The organism is Sphingomonas sp. (assembly GCF_017744835.1).
Taxonomy (GTDB): domain Bacteria; phylum Pseudomonadota; class Alphaproteobacteria; order Sphingomonadales; family Sphingomonadaceae; genus Sphingomonas.
The window spans coordinates 213673-233066 of the sequence record NZ_JAGIAM010000006.1 but is presented as its reverse complement, the minus strand read 5'-3'; the positions used below and the strand labels follow the sequence as shown (position 1 = coordinate 233066).

Genomic DNA, 19394 nt, shown 5'->3' with positions numbered 1-19394 from the left:
ACTTGCCGACTCGGAAAGTGACCGCTATCTCTTTCTACATTGGAAAGGGGAGAAGATTGATGCCCAATGCTACCGAAGCCCGCGAGGCGCTCGACCGGATCGACGCCAGCCGCGCCCAGCTCGCCCGCGCCGCCGATTGCCCGCCCGAGCGCCACCTCGCCTTTGCCGCGCTGATGGGCGGATGGGCGCTGTCGCCGCTGGCGGGCAACTATCAGCCGCTCACGCTGGCGCCGCTGCTGCTCGCGCTGATCCTGATCGTGCAATGGGATCGCCGCCGCATGGGCATGTTCGTCAACGGCTATCGCCGCGGCCGCACGCGCTATGTCATCGCCGCGCTGCTGCTGCTGATCATGCCGCTTTACGTGGCGAGCATCTATTTCGCGCGCGAGACGCAGCTGGTGTGGCCGTCGGTCGCCGCCGCAGGGGCGATGACCGTGATCGCCTATGTCGGCAGCACGATCTGGCAGCGCGTGTTCCGCCGCGAGCTGGGTCTCGCCCGATGAGCGCCCCCAGCTTCGATCCCGTCATCCATCCGCCGGTGCGGCTGCAGGTGATGGCGGTGCTGGTCAACGTCCAGGACGCCGAGTTCGCGACGCTTCGCGACATGGCACAGGTCAGCGATTCGGTGCTCTCCAAGCATCTCTCGGCGCTGGTCGAGGTCGATTATATCAGGCTGCGCAAGGCGGCGGCGAACGGCCGCCAGCGCACCTGGGCGGCGGTGACGCGCGCCGGCCGCGCCGCGTTCGAGCACCACGTCGCCGCGCTCAAGCAACTCGCGGGCCTGGCGGAGGGCATCAGTCCGGACCGGGCCGGAGCCGAGGCCTCGCCTGCCGCCGGCTGATCGGACGCAGGGCATGGTGCGCCCTGCCAACCAGAGGCCGTGCCGGTCCCAAAGGATCGGCATCGGCGACGCCCTTACAAAATAGGATTTGGTGTGGAATGCTTTTGCCTGCTCTTTGAACAGGTGAAGCATCCACAGTTTTCCGGCGCAATTTTACTGCGCCCGCGCGCAAGAAAATGAGCGAATCCGCGGGAAAAGTGCGAAGTTAGGCCGGCATCTTTGTTTTGCGCGCGAAACTATGAGACCCTTGCCCGCCCGAGTCGATCGCGGCTCGCCGGCACATGACGGGGGAAAATCATGTCCGATAATCCGAACTTTCCGATCGCCACTGCCGCGGTGAACTGGTTCGACAGCTCGAACAACCTCCACATCCGCGTCTATTCGTCCGACGGCTACACGATCACCGAGCGTTGCATGGACGGCAACGGCTGGACGAGCGGCTTCAGCATGCCCGGAAGCGACGTCTCGGCCACTACCTGGACCGCGTCCGACGGCGCCCACATCCGCGTCTATGCCACCTTCGAGGACACCACCACCGAATGGTGCTTCGATCCGGGCACCGGCTGGAACAAGGGCCAGTATACCGCACCCTAGAAGGTCGGCGGAGGGTACGTCGAAGGACGCGCCCTCCACGCGCCCGATTCCTCAGTCCAGGTTCGGACGGAGCCAGCGCGTCGCCTGCTCGACGCTGACGCCGCGGCGCTGCGCATAATCCTCGAGCTGGTCCTGCCCGATCCGCGCGACACCGAAATACTCGGCCTGCGGGTGGCCGAAGTAGAAGCCCGAAACCGCCGCGGTCGGCAGCATCGCGAAGCTCTCGGTCAGCGTGATGCCGGTGCGGTGGTGCGCGTCGAGCATTTTGAACAGGATCGGCTTGAGGCTGTGCTCGGGGCAGGCCGGATAGCCCGGCGCCGGGCGGATGCCGCGATACTGCTCGCGGATCAGCGCCGCATTGTCGAGCTGCTCGCCCTCGGCATAGCCCCACAGCGAAGTCCGCACGAACTGGTGCAGCCGCTCGGCGAACGCCTCGGCGAAGCGGTCGGCGAGCGCCTTGAGGAGGATGTCCGAGTAATCGTCGATCGCGTTCTTGAAGCGCGCGAGGTGCGGCTCGATGCCGTGGATCGAGACCGCGAAGCCGCCGATCCAGTCGCCGTTGGGATCGATGAAGTCGGCAAGGCACATGTTGGCCCGGCCCTCGCGCTTGGCGATCTGCTGGCGGAGCATCGGCAGCGTGACATGCTCCTCGTCCTCGACGTGGACGATGATGTCGTCGCCTTCGCGCGCGCAGGGCCATAGCCCGACTACGCCGCGCGCGGTCAGCCACTTCTCCTCGATGATCCTGTCGAGCATCTTGTTGGCGTCGGCGAACAGCGACCGGGCGCTCTCCCCCACCACCTTGTCGTCGAGGATCGCGGGATAGACGCCGGCCAGCTCCCAGGCGCGGAAGAAGGGCGTCCAGTCGAGATATTCGCGCAGGTCCTTCAGGTCCCAGTCGGGGAAATCGTGGATGCCGGGCATGCGCGGCTTGCCGGGCTTGAGGCTCATGTCGGCCTCGAAGCCATTGGCGCGCGCCTGCTCGAGCGGCAGCAGCGCGCTCTGCCCCTTGCCTTCGCGCGCGGCGCGGATGCCGGCATATTCCTCGGCGACCTTGGCGACATAATCGTCGCGCTGCGTGTCGGAGACCAGCGCCGTCGCCACCCCCACCGCGCGGCTGGCGTCGAGCACATGCACCACCGGGCCCTTGTACGCCGGCTCGATGCGCAGCGCGGTGTGGACGCGGCTGGTGGTCGCGCCGCCGATCAGCAGCGGCATCGTCATCTGCGCGCGCTGCATCTCCTCGGCGACCGTCACCATCTCGTCGAGCGAGGGCGTGATCAGCCCGGAGAGGCCGATCATATCGGCGTCATTCTCGTTGGCGGCCTTGAGGATGTCCGCCCAGGGCACCATCACGCCCAGGTCGACGACGTCGAAGCCGTTGCACTGGAGCACGACGCCGACGATGTTCTTGCCGATGTCGTGGACGTCGCCCTTGACGGTCGCCATCACGACCTTGCCCTTGCCCTTGGCGCCCTCTTCCTTCTCGGCCTCGATGAACGGCAGCAGATGCGCCACCGCCTTCTTCATCACGCGCGCCGATTTGACCACCTGCGGTAGGAACATCTTGCCCGATCCGAACAGGTCGCCGACGACGTTCATGCCGTCCATCAGCGGGCCCTCGATCACCTCGATCGGCCGCCCTCCGCGCGCCGCCACCGCCAGCCGGCATTCCTCGGTATCTTCGACGACATGCGCGTCGATGCCCTTGACCAGCGCATGCTCGAGCCGCTTGGTCACTTCCCAGCCGCGCCACTCGGCGGCCTGCTTCTCCGCCACTGCGTCGGTGCCGCGATACTTCTCCGCCAGCGCCACCAGCCGCTCGCCGGCGTCGGGATCGCGGTTGAGGATCACATCCTCGCAGGCAGTGCGCAGCTCGGGATCGATCGTGTCATAGACGTCGAGCTGGCCGGCATTGACGATCGCCATGTCCATGCCCGCGGGGATCGCGTGATAGAGGAACACCGAATGCATCGCGCGGCGCACCGGCTCGTTGCCGCGGAAGCTGAAGCTCAGGTTCGAGAGGCCGCCCGAGATATGGACGTGCGGGCAGCGCTTCTTGATCTCGCGCACCGCCTCGATGAAGTCGACGGCGTAATTGTTGTGCTCTTCGATGCCCGTCGCGACCGCGAAGACGTTGGGATCGAAGATGATGTCCTCGGGCGGGAAGCCGATGCCGGTCAGCAGCTTGTAGGCGCGCTCGCAGATCTCGATCTTGCGCGCCTGGGTATCGGCCTGACCGACCTCGTCGAAGGCCATCACCACCACCGCGGCGCCATAGGCCATGCACTTGCGCACATGCTCCAGGAACTGCGCCTCGCCTTCCTTCATGCTGATCGAATTGACGATCGGCTTGCCCGAGACGCATTTCAGCCCCGCCTCGATCACGTCCCATTTCGACGAGTCGATCATCACCGGCACCCGCGCGATGTCGGGCTCTGCGGCGATCAGCTTGAGGAAGGTGGTCATCGCTTCGAGCGCGTCGAGCAGGCCCTCGTCCATGTTGACGTCGATCACCTGCGCGCCGTTCTCGACCTGCTGGCGCGCGACCTCCACCGCCCTGGTATAGTCGCCGGCCATGATCAGCTTCTTGAACGCCGCCGATCCGGTGACGTTGGTGCGCTCGCCGACATTGACGAAGTTGGTGGAGGAAGGCGTGTTGGTCATCGAATCCATCTGGTCAGCAAAAGGGTCAGGCGGCCAGCGGCCGGGCGAGGACGATATCGTCGTAGAGGGTACCGCCGACGTCGAACTTGCGCTCGGCGATCGGCTCGAATCCATTCTTGCGGTAAAAGGCGATCGCGCGCTGGTTGCCTGCATAGACGCCGAGCAGCAGCCGCTCGAATCCCGCGGCGGCATCGATCGCAGCGCGCAGCAGCGCGGCACCGATCCCGCTGCCGTGAAAGCGCGACAGCGCGTAGATGCGCTTGAGCTCGATGTCGCCGTCGCGGGCAGCGGAAATATCGGGCGCCGTCACAAGCGCGAGGCCGATCGGCACGGCACCCGGTGCCATCTCGGCAAGCCAGGCGCGGCTGCCCTGCGCGAGATAGCGGGCATAGGCGTCGGCGCTGTTGGTCCGCGCGCAATGCTCAAGGATCGCATGTCCCGCCAGCACGCCCGCAAAGGTTTCGAGGAACGTCGCACCGCCAACCAGCGCGAGCGCGGACGCATCGTCCGCGCCAGCCTCGCGCACCGTCCAGTTCGCGCCCTCCGGCATCGTCAGGCCGCCATCGTGAACGGCTCGAGCCCGGCGAGCCGCGTGCGGACTTCCGGGGTCGGGACCGCGCGCGGCGACAGGCCCTGTACCGCCCTGGCGATCGCACCGATATGCGCCGGGGTCGATCCGCAGCAGCCGCCGAGGATGTTCACCTGGCCCTGGTCCGCCCATTCCTTGACCAGCCCTGCGGTGGTCTCGGGCAGCTCGTCATAGGCGCCGAGCTCGTTGGGGAGCCCTGCGTTGGGGTAGACCATGATCAGCGTGTCGCAGATGCCCGCCAGCGTCTTCACATGCGGGCGCAGCTGCTCGGCGCCGAACGAACAGTTGAGCCCGATCGTCACCGGCCGCGCGTGGCGCACCGCGTGCCAGAACGCCTCGACCGTGTGGCCCGAGAGATTGCGCCCCGAAAGGTCGGTCAGCGTCATCGACAGCATGATCGGCAGGTCGCGGCCCAGCGCCTCGCCAGCCTCGATCGCCGCCATGATGCCGGCCTTGGCGTTCAAGGTGTCGAACACCGTCTCGATCAGGATAAAGTCCACCCCACCCTCGACCAGCGCGTCGATCTGCTCGCGATAGACTTCCTTCAGGTAGTCGAAGTCGATCTCGCGATAGCCGGGATCGTTGACGTCCGGGCTCAGCGACAGCGTCTTGTTGGTCGGCCCCAGCGCGCCGGCGACGAAGCGCGGGCGCCCGTCCTTGGCCTGATATTCGTCGGCGATCCGCCGCGCGAGCTTCGCGCTCTCGATGTTGATCTCGCGCACCAGATGCTCGGCGCCATAGTCGGCCTGGCTGATCCGGTTGGCCGAGAAGGTGTTGGTCTCGGCGATGTCGGCACCTGCCTCGAAATAGGCGCGGTGGATGCTCTCGGGCACCTCGGGCTTGGTCAGCGCGAGGATGTCGTTGTTGCCCTTCTGGTCGTGGCTGAGGCCCAGATCGCCGGCATAGGCCGCCGCATCGAGCTTCCAGTTCTGGATCTCGGTCCCGAAGGCGCCGTCGGTGATCAGGATGCGCTTGGCCGCCTCGGCCAGCAGGGATTCGCGTGCAGTCATTGTCCGTCCTCTTAAGCCCCTCCCCTTCAGGGGAGGGGTAGGGGGTGGGGCATGTGTCTCACCGAGACCGGAGCCCGTGTTGCCAGGCCCCACCCCAACCCCTCCCCTGAAGGGGAGGGGCTATTGAATTCAAGCCGCCGCAACCTCCGCCGGCAGCTTCGGCCGCAGCCCCAGCAAATGGCAGATCGCGTAGCTCAGCTCGGCGCGGTTGAGCGTGTAGAAGTGGAACTGGCGCACGCCGCCCGCATAGAGCTTGCGGCACAGCTCCGCCGCCAGCGTCGCCGCGACGAGCTGGCGCGCGGCGGGGTGCTCGTCGAGCCCCTCGAACAGCCTGCCCATCCACGCCGGTACCGCAGTGCCGCACATCGCCGACATGCGCTGGACGCTGGCATAGTTCATCACCGGCATGATCCCCGGCACGATCTCCGCCGTGATCCCCGCCTTGGCGCAGTCGTCGCGGAAGCGGAAGAAGGTCTCCGGCTCGAAGAAGAATTGCGTGATCGCGCGCGTCGCGCCGGCATCGATCTTGCGCTTCAGATTGTCGATGTCCGCCGTCGCATCGGCCGAATCCGGGTGGCATTCGGGATAGGCCGCGACCGAGATCTCGAACGGATGCAGCTTGCGCAAGCCCGCCACCAGCGCGGCGGCATTCTCATAACCGCCCGGCGGCGAGACGAACTTCTCGCCCGCACGCGGCGGATCGCCGCGCAGCGCGACGATGTGGCGCACGCCCGCCGCCCAATATTCCTCGGCGACCTGGTCGATCTCCTCGCGCGTCGCCTCGACGCAAGTGAGGTGCGCGGCAGCGGCGAGCCGCGTCTCGCGCGCGATCCGCGCCACCGTGTTGTGAGTGCGCTCGCGCGTCGTCCCGCCCGCGCCATAAGTCACGCTCACGAAGCGCGGCCCCAGCGGCGAGAGCGTCTGGATCGACTCCCACAAAGTCTCTTCCATCTTCTCCGTCTTGGGCGGGAAGAATTCGAAGCTCACGTCCACGTCGCCCGCCACATCGGCGAACAGCGGCGGCGCCAGGGGATCCACGATGCTCATGCCGCCTTCACCTTCTCCATCACTTGCCCAGCCTTGCGCCCGAGCCACAATTTAACCGTCAGTTCGCCGCCCTCGAGCGTCTCGACCAGCACAGGGGCGAGCCCTGCGCCTTCGAACCAGCCGAGGATCTGCTCGTCCGAAAAGCCCAGGCGCGTATGCGCGTCGCGCGAGCGCAGCTCCTCGCGGTCGTGCGGCGCGAAGTCCGCGATCAGCAGCCGCCCACCGGGCTTGAGCACCCGCGCTGCCTCGGCGATCGCCGCACGCGGCTGCTGCGCGAAATGCAGAACGTGATGCAGGATCGCCGTGTCGGCGCCCGCATCGCCGAGCGGCAGCGCGTAAAGATCGGCCTGGCGCAATTCGGCATTGGCGAGCCCGCGCTCGGAAAGCTTGGCACGCGCCAGCCGCAGCATCTCGCTCGAGCGGTCGATCCCGAGCGCATGCTCGGCATTGGGCGCGAACAGCTCGAGCATCCGCCCGGTGCCCGTGCCGATGTCGATCAACCGGCCCAAAGGCGTGTCGCCCAGCGCCTTGCGCATCGCGGCCTCGACTTCGGTCTCGGCGACATGGAGCGATCGGATCGCGTCCCATTCGCCGGCATTGGCCTCGAACCACTCCGCCGCCGCCGCGGCGCGATCGGCGCGCACCGCGGCCAGCCGCGCCTCGTCGGCGACCGTCCAATGGTCGGCCTCGTTCCACTGGTCGAGCGCTGCCAGCACCGGTTTCACCCGGCCGTTGGCGCCCAGCGCCACGAACACCCAGCTGCCTTCCTTGCGCCGCTCGGCGAGCCCTGCGTCGCACAGGATCTTCACGTGCCGAGAAACGCGCGGCTGGCTCTGCCCAAGAACCTGCGCCAGCTCGCCCACGCTCAGCTCCATCGAGCGCAGCAGCGCCAAGATGCGCAGCCGCGTCGGGTCGGCAAGGGCCCGGAAGATGGCGAGAGCGGTGGTCATGTGAATTAGAGATATAAAGATATCTTTATATCAGGTCAACGCAGCCGATGCGGTTGCGCGGCGTTGAAGCGCCCGTTAGCTCATCCGCGAGCATAGAAGAAAGGGACAAGTCGATGCGCAAGACCCTCCTCCTCCCCATTGCCGTCGTCGCGCTTGCCGGCCTCTCGGCCTGCGGCGGTGCCAAGAACGAAGCCGCCGAGGCGAACGAGACGCTGACCGGCGACAGCAACACGATGGGCGAAGCCGTCTCCGACGTGGACGCCGCCAATGCCGCGGCCGACCAGGCCTTCGCCCAGGCCGAGAACGCCTATTCGGGCAACGCCGCCGACGTCGAGCAGAACGTCGACAATGGCAACGAGATCACCGACTGATGTTGCTGCGCGCGGCGGCTTTGCTAGCGCTCGCCCTGGCCGCCTGCGCGCCGTCAGGTGATGGCGCGTCGCGCGACGAGGCGCGCCAGCTCGACGAAGCCGCCGCCGCGACCGACATCAACGCCAGCCTGTTCGACAACGCCGCCAACGCCACGGAGGCAGACCAATGACGCAGACCCGCGAACTCGGCGCTTCCGGCCTCACCACACCCCCGCTCGTCTTCGGCGGCAATGTCTTCGGTTGGACCGCGGACAAGGCGATGAGCTTCCGCCTGCTCGATCGCTTCGCCGATGCCGGCGGCACGCTGGTCGACACCGCCGACGTCTATTCGGCGTGGGTCCCTGGCCACAGCGGCGGCGAGTCCGAGGCGATCATCGGCGAATGGCTCAAGGCCTCGGGCAAGGCCGGCAAGGTCCAGGTCGCGACCAAGGTCGGCATGCTCGACGGCGAAGGCGGGTCGGGCCTCGCCCCTTCGCGCATCGCCGCCGCCTGCGACGCGAGCCTCCAGCGGCTCGGCGTCGAGACCATCGACCTCTATTTCGCGCACCAGGACGATGAATCGGTCCCCCAGGAAGACGTGCTCGCCGCCTTCGACGCGCTGATCAGGGCCGGCAAGGTGCGGGCGCTCGGCGCCTCCAACTTCCATGCTGCCCGGCTCAAATCGGCGCTGGAGATCGCCACCCGCGCAGGCCTGCCGCACTACCGCGTGCTCCAGCCCGAATATAATCTGGTCAGCCGCCACAAGTTCGAAGGCGAGCTGCAGGACCTGTGCGTCGCGCACAACATCGGCGTGGTGCCGTACTACGGCCTCGCCTCGGGCTTCCTGACCGGCAAGTACCGCAGCGCCGCGGACTTCGGCAAAAGCGTGCGCGGCGGCCGCATGGCGGCACTGCTCGAGGGCAAGGGCGCCGCGGTGCTCGAGGCGATGGATTCGGTCGCGTCCGAGACCGGCGCCAGCCACGCGCAGATCGCTCTCGCCTGGCTTGCCGCCCAGCCCGGCGTCACCGCCCCGATCGCCAGCGCCACCAGCCTCGAGCAGCTCGACGAGCTGATCGGCGCCTGGGACGTGCAGCTCACTCGCGACCAGCTCGACAGGCTAACCGCCGCGGGCGCCTGATTTTTTGATTCACGCGAAGGCGTAAGAAGCTCTTCTTCCCTTTGCGCCTTTGCGTGAACTCCTTTCACCCCCTGAACGGTGAACCAAAGCGCTCCGCCGGCATTCTCTCCGCAATGCCGCCGACGAGCCTCTCCACATGACCACCCGCCGCTGGCCCGCACGGCTGTGGCTCGTCCGACATGGCCAGAGCGCCGGCAATGTCGCACGCGACCTTGCCCATGCGACGGGCGAGCATCGCATCGGGCTCGACATCCGCGACGTCGACGTGCCGCTCTCCGACCTCGGCTGCGCCCAGGCCGATGCGCTCGGCCGCTGGTTCGCGCGCGGCGAAGGCCATGGCCGGCCCGACGTGCTGCTCTGCTCTCCCTATCTGCGCGCCCGCGAGACCGCGCGCCGCTTCCGCGACGCCGGGGGCGCCGATCCGGACGAACCGATCTGCGTCGACGAGCGGCTGCGCGAGAAGGAATTTGGCGTGCTCGACGGCCTGACCACCGCAGGCATCCGCGCGCTCGAGCCCCAGCAGGCCGAGTTCCGCCGCCTGCTCGGCAAATTCTACCACCGCCCTCCCGGCGGAGAGAGCTGGTGCGACGTGATCTTCCGCCTGCGCTCGCTGATGGACACGGTCTCGCTCCATTATGCCGGCCGGGATGTGATGATCGTCGCGCACCAGGTGGTGGTGCTCTGCCTGCGCTACATCATCGAGAATCTGTCCGAGGAGGAGATCCTCGCGATCGACCGGGCCGGCGACGTCGCCAACTGCTCGGTCACCGAGTACGGCCATGACTCGGCGCTAGGGAAGGACGGCGGCCTCGCGCTGGTCCGCTACAATGTCACAGCCCCGGTCGAGGAGGATCCCGAGGCCGAGGTCACCTCCGCCCCCGATGCGATGGTGGCGGCGCGCGGATGATCGAGCTCGATTCCACATGGCTGGCAGCGAACCCGCTTCCCGAGCCTGCCATCGACACCGACAAGAACGAGCGCGGTCGCGTTCTCGCCGCCGGTGGATCGCGCACCGTCCCCGGCGCGCTGCGGCTTCCCGGCGAGGCTGCGTTGCGCGCGGGCGCCGGCAAGCTCCAGCTCGCCAGCGTCGAGCCGGTCGTGCTCGCGCTCGGCATGACCCTGCCCGAGGCTGCAGTGTTCCCGCTCTCCGCCAACGACGCCGGCGAGCTGGGCGAGCAGGCGGGTGAGGAGCTGTGCGCCTATCTCGAGCGGTGCGACACGCTCGTCCTCGGCCCCGGCATGGGCGCCAAATGCCCGGCGGCTGCGATCCTCGCGCCGGTGCTCGCCCGGCCCCGCGACAGCCTCTCGATGGTGCTCGACGCCGCCGCAGTGGCCGCCGCCGGCGACTTCGCCGAGGCGATCCGCAGTCATGACGGCCGCATCGTCCTCACCCCACACCCCGGCGAGATGTGCAAGCTGATGGATTGCGACGCCGAGCGCGTCGCCGCGGACCCCGCCGGCCTGGCACAGGAAGCGGCCGGGCGCTTCCGGGCCATCGTCGCGCTCAAGGGTCCCGAGACCTGGGTTGCCTGCCCCGGCGAGCCGGTCCTGCGCTATCCCGGCGGCGGCCCCGGCCTTGCCACCGGGGGCTCGGGCGACGTGCTCGCCGGGATCGCCGGCGGCCTGCTCGCCCGCGGCGCTCCGCCCCGCGCCGCAGCGGCCTGGGCGGTCTGGCTCCACGGCGAGGCGGGCCGCCGGCTCGCCGAGCGCATCGGCCCGATCGGCTTCCTGGGCCGCGAGCTGCTGGCGGAGATACCGGCGCTGATGGCCGGACGGTGAGCCGTCGCTCGGCCCTTCAGACGTCGATGCTCCCGCCCAGGCTGGCGTTGACGATGCCGCCGTCGACGGTGAGCGTCTCGCCCACCACATAGTCCCCCGCGCGGCTGGCGAGGTAGATGGCGGCGCCAGCCATGTCCTCGTCGACGCCGATCCGGCCTGCGGGGATGCGCCGGGCGACGTCGCCGCCATGATCGCGCGCGGCCTTGTTCATGTCGCTCGGGAAGGCGCCGGGCGCGAGCGACGAGACGACGATATGCTCGCGGATCAGCTCGGCCGCCATGCGGCGCGTGAGATGGATCAGCGCGGCCTTGGACGCCTGATAGCTGTAGGTCTGCCACGGATTGACGCGCTGGCCGTCGATCGAGGTAATGTTGATCACCTTGGCGGGACGCCCGGCCGAAGCGCCCGCCCTGAGCAGCGCGTGGAGCGCCTGGGTCAGGAAGAAGGGCGACTTGACGTTGAGGTCCATCACCTTGTCCCAGCCGCCTTCGGGGAAGCTGTCGAACGCCTCGCCCCAGGCCGCGCCGGCGTTGTTGACCAATATGTCGAGCCGCTGCTCGCGCGCCGCCAGGTCGGCGGCCAGCGCCTTGCAGCCTTCCACGGTCGAGATGTCGTGCGGCAGCGCGATGCAGTCGGGACCCAGCGCCGCGGCAGTCTCCTCGCACGCCTCGGGCTTGCGCGACGAGACATAGACCTTCGCCCCCTGCGCGACGAAGCCCGAAGCGATCATCCGCCCGATCCCGCGCGAGCCGCCCGTGACCAGGGCGATGCGGCCGTCGAGCCGGAACAGCGAAGTCGTGTCCATTTTATCCTCCCCGCTTGAGCGTCTCGCGCGCGATGATGAGCTGCTGGATCTGGCTGGTGCCCTCATAGATCCGGAACAGCCGCACGTCGCGGTAGAGCCGCTCGATGCCGTAATCGGCGATATAGCCCGCGCCGCCGAAGATCTGCACCGCGCGATCGGCGACGCGGCCGACCATCTCGCTGGCGAAATATTTGGCCGCGGCGGCCTCCATCGTGGTGTTCTCGCCCGCGTCCTTCTTCGCCGCCGTCTCCAGCACCAGCGCGCGGGCGGCGAGCGCCTCGGTCTTCGAATCGGCGAGCATCGCCTGGATCAGCTGGTGCTCGGCGATCGGCTTGCCGAACTGCCTGCGCTCGCTGGCATAAGCGACGCAGTCCGCGATCAGCCGCTCGGCGACGCCGACGCACACCGCCGAGATGTGCAGCCGGCCGCGATCGAGCACCTGCATCGCGATGCGGAAGCCCTGGCCTTCCTCGCCCAGCCGATTGGCGACGGGAACGGCCACGTCGTCGAACACCACATCGGCGACGCGCGCGCCCTTCTGGCCCATCTTCTTCTCGGGCTCGCCGATCGAGACGCCGGCCAGGTCGCGCGGCACCAGAAAGGCGGAGACGCCGCGCCCGCCCGGATCGTCCGAGGTGCGCGCCATCACGGTGAAGAGCTGGGCCTTGTCGGCGTTGGTGATGAAGCGCTTCGTACCGCTCAGGCGATAGACATCGCCGTCGCGGACCGCGCGGGTCTGCACTGCGCCGCTGTCGGATCCGACGTCGGGCTCGGTGAGCGCGAAGCTGGTGACGATCTCGCCGCTGGCGATGCGCGGCAGCCATTCGGCCTTCTGCTCAGGCGTGCCGGCCATCACCAGCCCCTGGCTGCCGATCCCGACATTGGTGCCGAAGGTCGAGCGGAAGGCGGGCGTGGTGCGGCCGAGCTCGATCGCGACGCGGCACTCCTCGAGCATCGTCAGGCCCAGACCGCCATATTCCTCGGCGATCGACAGGCCGAACAGGCCGAGCTCGCGCATCTCGCGGACCACTTCGTCGGGCACCGCGTCGGCGGCCTCGACCTCGGCTTCGAGCGGGCGCAGGCGCTCGGCCACGAAGCGGCGGACGGTATCGAGCAGCGAATCGAAGACTTCGGGATCGAGCGCCATGCCGGCCGTTCCTGTTGTTCGAACGCATGCGGATATATCTATGATTTGGAGCCGATCAAGCCATACCCGATATTCCAATCCCGCGGTTGACGGGTTCCCGCGCGGCCCTATGCTGGCTGCGACTGTGCGGGAGGATGCAATGCCGGACCCGATCCAGACGCGCGCCGGGCGCGTGCCCCAGGCGACGATGCTCGCCTATGGCTTCGGCGCCGCTGCCTATGGCGTGAAGGACTTCGGCTTCTCGACCTTCCTGCTGTTCTTCTTCAACCAGGTGATGGGGCTGCCGGCGGCCGAGGTCGGGCTCGCGATCATGTGCGCACTGCTGCTCGACGCCTTCATCGATCCCGCGATCGGCGCGCTTTCCGATCGCACGCGGAGCCGCTGGGGGAGACGCCACCCGTGGATGTACGCGGCCGCGATCCCGATCGTGCTCGGCTGGCTGCTGCTGTGGAACCCGCCGGCGCTTTCGCACGCCGCGATGCTGCTGTGGGTGTTCGGCCTGTCGGTGTTCGTCCGCGCCACCGTCTCGGCCTATGAGGTGCCGTCGCAGGCGCTCAGCCCCGAGCTTTCGACCGATTACGACGAGCGCACGCGGATCATGGCCTATCGCTACCTGTTCGGCTGGGCGGGCGGCATGGCGATGCTGATGGTCTCCTATGGCGTGTTCCTCGCGCCCGAACCCGGCCAGGCGAACGGACTGCTCAACCGCCAGGGCTATGTCGGCTTCTCGATCTGCGGCGCGGCGGCGATGCTGGTCGCGATCCTCGTCTCGGCGATCGGCACGCACCACCAGATTCCGCGGCTGCAGAAGCCCGAGCCCGGCGAAGGATCGATCGCGGGGCATTTCCGCGAGCTGGCCGAGACGGTGCGCAACCCGGCCTTCGCGGTGCTGATGGCCGCGGGGCTCTGCTATTACACTGCACAGGGCGTGAGCTTTGCGCTGTCCAACTATCTCTACAGCCATGTCTGGGGCTTCCGCGGCGCCGACTTCCAGTGGCTGGGCGTGATCCTGATGGTCGGCGCGATCGGCGCCTTCCTGCTCGCGCCCCGCGTCGCGCGCCGGATCGGCAAGCCCACGGCGGCGATGGGCTTCATGGCGGCGGCCGGCATCCTGCTCACGCTGCCCTATTGGCTGCGGCTCGCCGGGATCTTCCCCGATCCGGGAAGCGCCGGGATGCTGCCCGTGCTGCTCGCGATCTTCACGATCAATGCCGTCTGCGGCATCTCCTCGACGATCCTCGGCGCGTCGATGATGGCCGACGTGGTCGAGCATTCGGAAGCCGAGACCGGCCGGCGATCCGAAGGGGTGTTCTTCGCCGGCGCCTTTTTCGTCCAGAAATGCACCACCGGGCTGGGCATATTGTTCGCGGGGCAGATCGTCGCCTGGGCGGGCATTCCGCAGGGCGCGCGGCCCGGCTCGGTGGCGCCTGCGGCGGTCGACCAGCTCACCATCACCTTCTCGCTGCTTTATCTGGGGCTGGCGACCGCGGCGGCGCTGTTCTACCGGCGCTTCCCCTTCGGCAAGGCCGAGCATCAGGCGCGGGTCGCGGCGGAAATGCCCGCCGGGGTCTGACCCCGACGGGCATCCTTTCCTCCCCAGGAAAATCCTGCCTCAGCCGACCCGGCCGAGACGGTGATAGAGATTCGCGTATTTGGTCGACTCCGGCTGGTCCTTCACCTTGGCGAGGTGCGTTCCGACGGCTTCGCGGAGCAGGCGGAAATCCTCGGTCGAGAAGACGGCGCGGCTGCGCTGGGGTTCGGTCATGGCAATACTCCTTACGCGGCTTGCTTGTTGAACTGGTCGGCTTCGGTGCTCTCGGCGAGCGCAGTGGTGGAGCTCGCCCCGCCGGCGAGCGTCTGGGCGACCTGGTCGAAATAGCCCGTCCCCACTTCGCGCTGGTGGCGCGTCGCGGTGTAGCCCTCGGCCTCGGCGGCGAATTCGGCCTGCTGGAGCTCGGAATAGGCGGCCATGCCGCGGTCGCGGTATCCGCGGGCGAGCTCGAACATGCCGTGGTTGAGGCTGTGGAAGCCCGCCAGCGTCACGAACTGGAACTTGTACCCCATCGCGCCCAACTCGCGCTGGAAGCGGGCGATGTCGTCGCGATCGAGGTTCTTCTCCCAGTTGAAGCTGGGCGAGCAATTATACGCCAGCATCTTCTCCGGATGCTCGCGCCGGATCGCCTCGGCGAAGCGGCGGGCATCGTCGAGATTGGGCTTGCTCGTCTCCCACCACAACAGGTCGGCGTGCGCCGCGAAGGCGAGCCCGCGCCGGATGCAGTGATCGACGCCGGTTCCGGGCTTGAGGCGGAAGAAGCCCTCCGCGGTGCGCTCGCCGGTGAGGAAGTCGCGGTCGCGTTCGTCGACGTCCGACGTGATCAGCCGCGCGCTCTCGGCATCGGTGCGCGCGACCAGCACCGTCGGCACGCCGCAGACGTCGGCGGCGAGGCGCGCGGCGTCGAGGTTGCGGATGTGCGCGCCCGTGGGGATCAGCACCTTGCCGCCCAGGTGCCCGCACTTCTTCTCGCTCGCGAGCTGGTCCTCGTAATGCACCCCCGCCGCGCCGGCGGCGATATAGGCCTTCATGATCTCGAAGCAGTTGAGCGGGCCGCCGAAGCCCGCCTCGGCATCGGCGACGATCGGGGCGAACCAGTCGCGGCTGGCGCCGCCCTCCATATGCTCGATCTGGTCGGCGCGCTGGAGCGTGGCGTTGATCCGGCGCGCGAGCTCGGGCCCGGCATTGGCCGGGTAGAGCGACTGGTCGGGGTACATTTGCCCCGCGGTGTTGGCGTCCGCCGCGACCTGCCAGCCCGAGAGATAGATCGCCTTCAATCCGGCGCGGACCATCTGCATCGCCTGGTTGCCCGAAAGCGCGCCGAGGGCGTTGATGTAATCCTCGCTCCGCAGCAGCTGCCACAGGCGGAGCGCGCCGCGGCGGGCGAGCGTGTGCTCGATGCCGACCGAGCCGCGCAGCCGCGCCACATCCTCGGGCGCATAGGGACGGGCGATGCCGTCGAAGCGGCCGGCGGGCGCTGGGATCAGGTCTTCGAAGCTGGTCGCCATCTGTCGTTTCCTTGACAATTCAGAGTGTGCAAACTCTGGATGGAGACAAAGTTTGCACCTTCCCAGCATTCTGACGCCGCCGCAGGGTGTTCCTGTCGCGTGGTGCTCGACTCAGGTTTGTGCTTCTGTAAAAATGTTTACAGTACGAATGCCCGACTCGGTAGAGAACGTCGCAGGAACATAGCGTGTAGGACATGGTCGAACGCAAGCTCTTCGCCGGGCATCCGGTCCGCCGTCTTCGCCGCCGCCTGGGGCTCACCCAGTCGGCGATGGCCGAGGCCTTGGGGGTCAGCCCCAGCTATCTCAACCTGGTCGAGCGCAACCAGCGACCGGTCTCGGCTGCACTGATGCTGCGGCTGGCCGAGGTTTATGACTTCGATCCGCGCCAGCTGGCGGCGGAGGAGCCGGGCGGCGGCGCCGAGGCGATCCGGCGGCGGCTGGCCGACCCGATCTTCGCCGATCTGGAGATCGACCGCCACCAGATGGAGGAATGGCTGGCCGGCGCGCCGGGCGGGGCCGAGGCATTTGCGCGCGCCTATGACCGGATCGGCGCCGGGCCCGACGCGCCCGATGCCGGGCCGGGCGATCCGGGACGCGAAGTGCGGCGCGAAATCGAGCGCTGGCGCAACCATTTCCCCGACCTCGACGCCGCCGCCGAAGCGCTGGCCGACGAGCTGCGCCAGGGCGCGGGCGACCTCTATGGCGCGATGGCCGAGCGGCTGCGCGTCAAGCACCAGCTATCGGTGCGCATCCTGCCTGCCGAAGTGATGCCGGGGCTGTTCAAGCGGCTCGACCTGCACGCGCGCCAGATCCAGCTCTCCGAGCTGCTCGAGCCGAGCGCGCGCACCATGGCGCTGGCCGAGCGGCTGGCAGTCGAGGCGGGCGCCGAAATCGACGCGTTGGTCCACGGCGCCGCGCTCGGCCGGGTCGCCGAGGGCCTCTATCGCCGCCATTTGACCGGCTATTTCGCCGCGGCGCTGATGATGCCCTATGCTCGATTCCTGCGCGCATGCGAGGCGAGCGGTTACGACGTCGAGCTGCTCCAGCGGCGCTTCGGCGCGAGCTTCGAGCAAGTCGCGCACCGGCTGACCACGCTCCAGCGCGTCGGCGCGCGCGGCCTGCCCTTCTTCATGCTGCGCGTCGACCGCGCGGGGCAGGTCTCGAAGCGCTATGCCGGCGCGAGCGGATCGCCGATGGCGGAGGGCGGCGTGTGCCCGCTGTGGAACGGGCTCGAGGCCTTCGCCCGCCCCGACGAGCTGCTCGTCCAGCTGGTGGAGCTGGAGGATGACAGCCGCTGGCTCACCCTGGCGCGCTGTACCGGGCGGCACGGGATGCAGGTGGCGGGCGTGCGCGCGCGCTTCGCCGTGGCGCTGGGGCTGGCGGCGAGCGAGGCAGGCACGCTGGCGGCTGCGCGCGGCATCGATCTGGGCGGACCGGCGGTGCCGATCGGCTTGGGTTGCCGTGCCTGCACGCGACCCGACTGCCCCCAGCGCTCGGCACCGCCGGCCGGGCGCAGGATGGTGGCGAGCGAGCGCGAGCGCGGCGTGTCGCCGATCGGCTTTGCCGGCGATTGACGCGGACGGGCGATACTTGTACCGATCGGTACATCTTGAACCGCATCGAGGATGCCATGTCCCGACCTCCGCTGCCGCCCTTCACTGCAGAAACCGCAGCGCTGAAGGCGCGCATGGCCGAGGACGCATGGAACAGCCGCGATCCCGAAAAGGTCGCGCTGGCCTATACGCCCGACAGCGTCTGGCGGAATCGCGGCGAGTTCCTGACCGGGCGCGAGGCGATCGCTGCATTTCTGGCGCGCAAATGGATGCGCGAGCTGGACTATCGGCTGGCCAAGCAGGTCTGGGCGCACGCGGGCAACCGCATTGCGGTGCGCTTCGCCTATGAATGGCGCGACGACAGCGGCAACTGGTTCCGCTCCTATGGCAACGAGAATTGGGAATTCGACGCGGACGGGCTGATGGCGCGGCGGATCGCCTCGATCAACGATCGCCCGATCGCCGAAGCCGAGCGCCTGTTCCACTGGCCGCTCGGCCGCCGCCCGGACGACCATCCCTCGCTCGACGATCTCGCGCTTTGAGCAAGGGCCGCACGCTCACCGAACGCAGCGAAGCGCTTCCGGCGCTGGCCGAGGTGTTCCGCGAGCATGGCTTCGAGGGCACGAGCCTGTCGCTGATCTCCACGGCGACCGGGCTGGGCAAGGGCAGCCTCTACAATTTCTTCCCCGGCGGGAAGGAAGAGATGATGCGCGCCGTGCTCGCCGATATCGACGCCTGGTTCGACGCCGCGATCTTCGCCCCGCTGGAGCAGGCGCCCGACCCGGCCGCGGCGATCGCGGCGATGATGCGCGAGGTGGAGGCCTATTTCAGATCGGGGCAGCGCGTGTGCCTGGTCGGCTGGCTGGGGCTGGGCGCGTCGCGCGATCCCTTCGGCGAGCCGGTGAAGGCCTATTTCGCGCGCTGGATCGCGGCGCTGGCAGCGTGCCTGCAGGGCGGTGGCGTGGCGGAGTCCGAAGCGACGCGGCTCGCCGAGCAGGCAGTGGCCGGCATCCAGGGCGCGATCGTGCTGTCGCGGGCGCTGGGCGACGACGGCGCCTTCGTACGACTCCTGCGCGATCACGAGACGCGCCTCACCGGGGCAGTGACGGGGCGTCGCTGAGCGCGGCCGCGGGGTCCGCTACTTCCCCGCCGCGGCACGCACCTCCGCGCGCAGGTGAAGGCAATAGGCCAGCGTCGCGATCACGCCCAATGCTACGGCGCCGGTGCCGAATATGAGCGCCACGGAGATCGGCGCGAAGATCCAGAAGCCGGTGTAGATCAGGCCGCTGATCACCGTCGACCAGCCGGCGAACCGCGTGAGACGCCTTGCGATGGCGGTAGGCGCCACGATCTTGGGCGCCCGATTGCCGATGTCGGCGAGCATGATTCCGTTTATGCCGAGGACCAGCCGGAGCACGGTATCCTGATCGATATAGCCCGCCTGTCGCGCGAAGGTCGCGCCCAGTGCCAGCAGGATGATGGAGCCGGCCCAGAAGAGGCCGCGAGCGAGTCCTTCGGTCGTGTTGCTCATCGCTGGATCTCCTTCCTGGCCGCGGGCGCCTCCGCGCCGAGGCCGAACGAATGCGCAAAGCCCAGCAGCGCCTCTTCGAGCACCGAGAGCTTGAGATGGTAGAGCACCGACTTGCCGGCCTTCTCGGCATGGACGAGGTCGGCTTCCCTGAGCACGGCGAAATGCGCCGACATGGTGGGCTTGGAGACGTCGAAATGCGCGCAGAGCTCGCCGGCGCTCATCGGCCCGTTCCGCAGCAGCTGCAGCACGCGGCGGCGAGTGGGATCAGAAAGCGCCTTGAACACCTGCGTCATGATTTCATAATTAGCTAATTATCGAATCGTGTCAAGCGAC

The 19394-nt window shown here is 68.4% G+C and carries 23 protein-coding genes; 12 read left to right on the top strand and 11 right to left on the bottom strand.

What is annotated here, in order from left to right; translation table 11 throughout:
- The first annotated feature begins 59 nt into the window (after positions 1-59).
- The 3 genes from J7500_RS17050 to J7500_RS17040 all read left to right on the top strand — a co-directional run bounded on the left by J7500_RS17050 (position 60) and on the right by J7500_RS17040 (position 1435).
- Complete coding sequence (locus tag J7500_RS17050) at positions 60-503, top strand: hypothetical protein (RefSeq protein ID WP_294063199.1); 444 nt, start codon at positions 60-62, stop codon at positions 501-503.
- Entirely contained in the window at positions 500-841 is a 342-nt protein-coding gene (locus tag J7500_RS17045) for a transcriptional regulator (protein WP_294063198.1), read from the top strand. Before J7500_RS17050 ends, J7500_RS17045 begins: the two co-directional genes overlap by 4 nt.
- 297 nt (positions 842-1138) lie before the next feature.
- Positions 1139-1435 carry a hypothetical protein gene (locus J7500_RS17040; RefSeq protein ID WP_294063197.1) on the top strand — a complete coding sequence of 99 codons (297 nt, stop codon included), beginning with the start codon at positions 1139-1141 and terminating at the stop codon, positions 1433-1435.
- A gap of 51 nt (positions 1436-1486) precedes the next feature.
- Here the strand turns inward: J7500_RS17040 and metH are convergent, their stop codons facing one another.
- From metH to J7500_RS17015, 5 genes are all read right to left on the bottom strand, one after another.
- Complete coding sequence (gene metH / locus J7500_RS17035; RefSeq protein WP_294063196.1) at positions 1487-4102, bottom strand: methionine synthase; 2616 nt, start codon at positions 4100-4102, stop codon at positions 1487-1489.
- Positions 4103-4127: 25 nt separating this feature from the next.
- A complete protein-coding gene (locus tag J7500_RS17030; RefSeq protein ID WP_294063195.1) occupies positions 4128-4652 on the bottom strand; it encodes an N-acetyltransferase in 525 nt (174 codons plus the stop codon).
- Between the two features lie 2 nt (positions 4653-4654).
- On the bottom strand, positions 4655-5701 hold the full coding sequence (locus J7500_RS17025) for a homocysteine S-methyltransferase family protein (RefSeq protein WP_294063193.1): 1047 nt from the start codon (positions 5699-5701) through the stop codon (positions 4655-4657).
- A gap of 129 nt (positions 5702-5830) precedes the next feature.
- Positions 5831-6748, bottom strand: coding sequence for a methylenetetrahydrofolate reductase (gene metF / locus J7500_RS17020; protein WP_294063192.1), 918 nt, complete (start codon positions 6746-6748; stop codon positions 5831-5833).
- The gene (locus J7500_RS17015) at positions 6745-7698 is read right to left on the bottom strand and encodes a metalloregulator ArsR/SmtB family transcription factor (protein ID WP_294063190.1); all 954 of its coding nucleotides are present in this window, start codon (positions 7696-7698) and stop codon (positions 6745-6747) included. The genes metF and J7500_RS17015 overlap by 4 nt, the downstream gene beginning before the upstream one ends.
- Before the next feature lie 113 nt (positions 7699-7811).
- Between J7500_RS17015 and J7500_RS17010 the strand changes: the two genes are divergently transcribed.
- The 5 genes from J7500_RS17010 (at position 7812) to J7500_RS16990 (ending at position 10965) form a co-directional block, all read left to right on the top strand.
- Positions 7812-8069, top strand: coding sequence for a hypothetical protein (locus J7500_RS17010; protein WP_294063189.1), 258 nt, complete (start codon positions 7812-7814; stop codon positions 8067-8069).
- Positions 8069-8239: a hypothetical protein gene (locus J7500_RS17005; RefSeq protein ID WP_294063188.1), complete on the top strand. Its 171-nt coding sequence runs from the start codon at positions 8069-8071 to the stop codon at positions 8237-8239. The genes J7500_RS17010 and J7500_RS17005 overlap by 1 nt, the downstream gene beginning before the upstream one ends.
- On the top strand, positions 8236-9186 hold the full coding sequence (locus tag J7500_RS17000; RefSeq protein WP_294063187.1) for an aldo/keto reductase: 951 nt from the start codon (positions 8236-8238) through the stop codon (positions 9184-9186). Before J7500_RS17005 ends, J7500_RS17000 begins: the two co-directional genes overlap by 4 nt.
- Before the next feature lie 136 nt (positions 9187-9322).
- Positions 9323-10093 (top strand): histidine phosphatase family protein, encoded by a 771-nt coding sequence (locus J7500_RS16995; protein WP_294063185.1) that lies wholly within the window; start codon positions 9323-9325, stop codon positions 10091-10093.
- Entirely contained in the window at positions 10090-10965 is an 876-nt protein-coding gene (locus tag J7500_RS16990; protein WP_294063183.1) for an NAD(P)H-hydrate dehydratase, read from the top strand. The genes J7500_RS16995 and J7500_RS16990 overlap by 4 nt, the downstream gene beginning before the upstream one ends.
- Before the next feature lie 16 nt (positions 10966-10981).
- On the opposite strand, the gene J7500_RS16985 is transcribed toward J7500_RS16990, so the two are convergent.
- Entirely contained in the window at positions 10982-11770 is a 789-nt protein-coding gene (locus J7500_RS16985; protein ID WP_294063181.1) for an SDR family oxidoreductase, read from the bottom strand.
- A 1-nt stretch (position 11771) separates the two neighbouring features.
- Complete coding sequence (locus J7500_RS16980; protein ID WP_294063179.1) at positions 11772-12917, bottom strand: acyl-CoA dehydrogenase family protein; 1146 nt, start codon at positions 12915-12917, stop codon at positions 11772-11774.
- 139 nt (positions 12918-13056) lie between these two features.
- Between J7500_RS16980 and J7500_RS16975 the strand changes: the two genes are divergently transcribed.
- Entirely contained in the window at positions 13057-14490 is a 1434-nt protein-coding gene (locus tag J7500_RS16975) for an MFS transporter (protein WP_294063178.1), read from the top strand.
- 39 nt (positions 14491-14529) lie between these two features.
- On the opposite strand, the gene J7500_RS16970 is transcribed toward J7500_RS16975, so the two are convergent.
- Positions 14530-14682, bottom strand: a complete 153-nt coding sequence (locus J7500_RS16970; protein ID WP_294063177.1) for a hypothetical protein — start codon at positions 14680-14682, stop codon at positions 14530-14532.
- 11 nt (positions 14683-14693) lie between these two features.
- A complete protein-coding gene (aceA, locus tag J7500_RS16965) occupies positions 14694-15977 on the bottom strand; it encodes an isocitrate lyase (RefSeq protein ID WP_294063176.1) in 1284 nt (427 codons plus the stop codon).
- Between the two features lie 194 nt (positions 15978-16171).
- On the opposite strand from aceA, the gene J7500_RS16960 reads away from it, so the two are divergent.
- From J7500_RS16960 to J7500_RS16950, 3 genes are read left to right on the top strand one after another with little or no spacing between them, the layout of a single operon-like run.
- Positions 16172-17551, top strand: coding sequence for a short-chain fatty acyl-CoA regulator family protein (locus J7500_RS16960; protein WP_294063175.1), 1380 nt, complete (start codon positions 16172-16174; stop codon positions 17549-17551).
- Between the two features lie 56 nt (positions 17552-17607).
- On the top strand, positions 17608-18072 hold the full coding sequence (locus J7500_RS16955; protein ID WP_294063174.1) for a nuclear transport factor 2 family protein: 465 nt from the start codon (positions 17608-17610) through the stop codon (positions 18070-18072).
- Positions 18069-18650: a TetR/AcrR family transcriptional regulator gene (locus J7500_RS16950; protein ID WP_294063173.1), complete on the top strand. Its 582-nt coding sequence runs from the start codon at positions 18069-18071 to the stop codon at positions 18648-18650. Before J7500_RS16955 ends, J7500_RS16950 begins: the two co-directional genes overlap by 4 nt.
- Positions 18651-18668: 18 nt before the next feature.
- Here the strand turns inward: J7500_RS16950 and J7500_RS16945 are convergent, their stop codons facing one another.
- Together J7500_RS16945 and J7500_RS16940 are read right to left on the bottom strand one after the other, a co-directional pair.
- Positions 18669-19061 carry an ammonium transporter gene (locus tag J7500_RS16945; RefSeq protein ID WP_294063172.1) on the bottom strand — a complete coding sequence of 131 codons (393 nt, stop codon included), beginning with the start codon at positions 19059-19061 and terminating at the stop codon, positions 18669-18671.
- Positions 19058-19354 (bottom strand): autorepressor SdpR family transcription factor, encoded by a 297-nt coding sequence (locus J7500_RS16940; protein ID WP_294063171.1) that lies wholly within the window; start codon positions 19352-19354, stop codon positions 19058-19060. The genes J7500_RS16945 and J7500_RS16940 overlap by 4 nt, the downstream gene beginning before the upstream one ends.
- Between the last annotated feature and the right edge of the window lie 40 nt (positions 19355-19394).

Excerpts from the sequence above, each read along its gene's own strand:
- J7500_RS16975 (WP_294063178.1), top strand. The coding sequence starts at position 13,057 with ATGCCGGACCCGATCCAGACGCGCGCCGGGCGCGTGCCCCAGGCGACG.
- J7500_RS17025 (WP_294063193.1), bottom strand. The coding sequence starts at position 5,701 with ATGACTGCACGCGAATCCCTGCTGGCCGAGGCGGCCAAGCGCATCCTG.
- J7500_RS16985 (WP_294063181.1), bottom strand. The coding sequence starts at position 11,770 with ATGGACACGACTTCGCTGTTCCGGCTCGACGGCCGCATCGCCCTGGTC.
- J7500_RS17005 (WP_294063188.1), top strand. The coding sequence starts at position 8,069 with ATGTTGCTGCGCGCGGCGGCTTTGCTAGCGCTCGCCCTGGCCGCCTGC.
- J7500_RS17040 (WP_294063197.1), top strand. The coding sequence starts at position 1,139 with ATGTCCGATAATCCGAACTTTCCGATCGCCACTGCCGCGGTGAACTGG.
- J7500_RS17030 (WP_294063195.1), bottom strand. The coding sequence starts at position 4,652 with ATGCCGGAGGGCGCGAACTGGACGGTGCGCGAGGCTGGCGCGGACGAT.
- J7500_RS17050 (WP_294063199.1), top strand. The coding sequence starts at position 60 with ATGCCCAATGCTACCGAAGCCCGCGAGGCGCTCGACCGGATCGACGCC.
- J7500_RS17015 (WP_294063190.1), bottom strand. The coding sequence starts at position 7,698 with ATGACCACCGCTCTCGCCATCTTCCGGGCCCTTGCCGACCCGACGCGG.
- metH (WP_294063196.1), bottom strand. The coding sequence starts at position 4,102 with ATGACCAACACGCCTTCCTCCACCAACTTCGTCAATGTCGGCGAGCGC.
- J7500_RS16970 (WP_294063177.1), bottom strand. The coding sequence starts at position 14,682 with ATGACCGAACCCCAGCGCAGCCGCGCCGTCTTCTCGACCGAGGATTTC.
- J7500_RS16990 (WP_294063183.1), top strand. The coding sequence starts at position 10,090 with ATGATCGAGCTCGATTCCACATGGCTGGCAGCGAACCCGCTTCCCGAG.
- J7500_RS17045 (WP_294063198.1), top strand. The coding sequence starts at position 500 with ATGAGCGCCCCCAGCTTCGATCCCGTCATCCATCCGCCGGTGCGGCTG.
- J7500_RS16960 (WP_294063175.1), top strand. The coding sequence starts at position 16,172 with ATGGTCGAACGCAAGCTCTTCGCCGGGCATCCGGTCCGCCGTCTTCGC.
- aceA (WP_294063176.1), bottom strand. The coding sequence starts at position 15,977 with ATGGCGACCAGCTTCGAAGACCTGATCCCAGCGCCCGCCGGCCGCTTC.
- metF (WP_294063192.1), bottom strand. The coding sequence starts at position 6,748 with ATGAGCATCGTGGATCCCCTGGCGCCGCCGCTGTTCGCCGATGTGGCG.
- J7500_RS17000 (WP_294063187.1), top strand. The coding sequence starts at position 8,236 with ATGACGCAGACCCGCGAACTCGGCGCTTCCGGCCTCACCACACCCCCG.
- J7500_RS16995 (WP_294063185.1), top strand. The coding sequence starts at position 9,323 with ATGACCACCCGCCGCTGGCCCGCACGGCTGTGGCTCGTCCGACATGGC.
- J7500_RS16945 (WP_294063172.1), bottom strand. The coding sequence starts at position 19,061 with ATGAGCAACACGACCGAAGGACTCGCTCGCGGCCTCTTCTGGGCCGGC.
- J7500_RS17010 (WP_294063189.1), top strand. The coding sequence starts at position 7,812 with ATGCGCAAGACCCTCCTCCTCCCCATTGCCGTCGTCGCGCTTGCCGGC.
- J7500_RS16980 (WP_294063179.1), bottom strand. The coding sequence starts at position 12,917 with ATGGCGCTCGATCCCGAAGTCTTCGATTCGCTGCTCGATACCGTCCGC.
- J7500_RS16940 (WP_294063171.1), bottom strand. The coding sequence starts at position 19,354 with ATGACGCAGGTGTTCAAGGCGCTTTCTGATCCCACTCGCCGCCGCGTG.
- J7500_RS16955 (WP_294063174.1), top strand. The coding sequence starts at position 17,608 with ATGTCCCGACCTCCGCTGCCGCCCTTCACTGCAGAAACCGCAGCGCTG.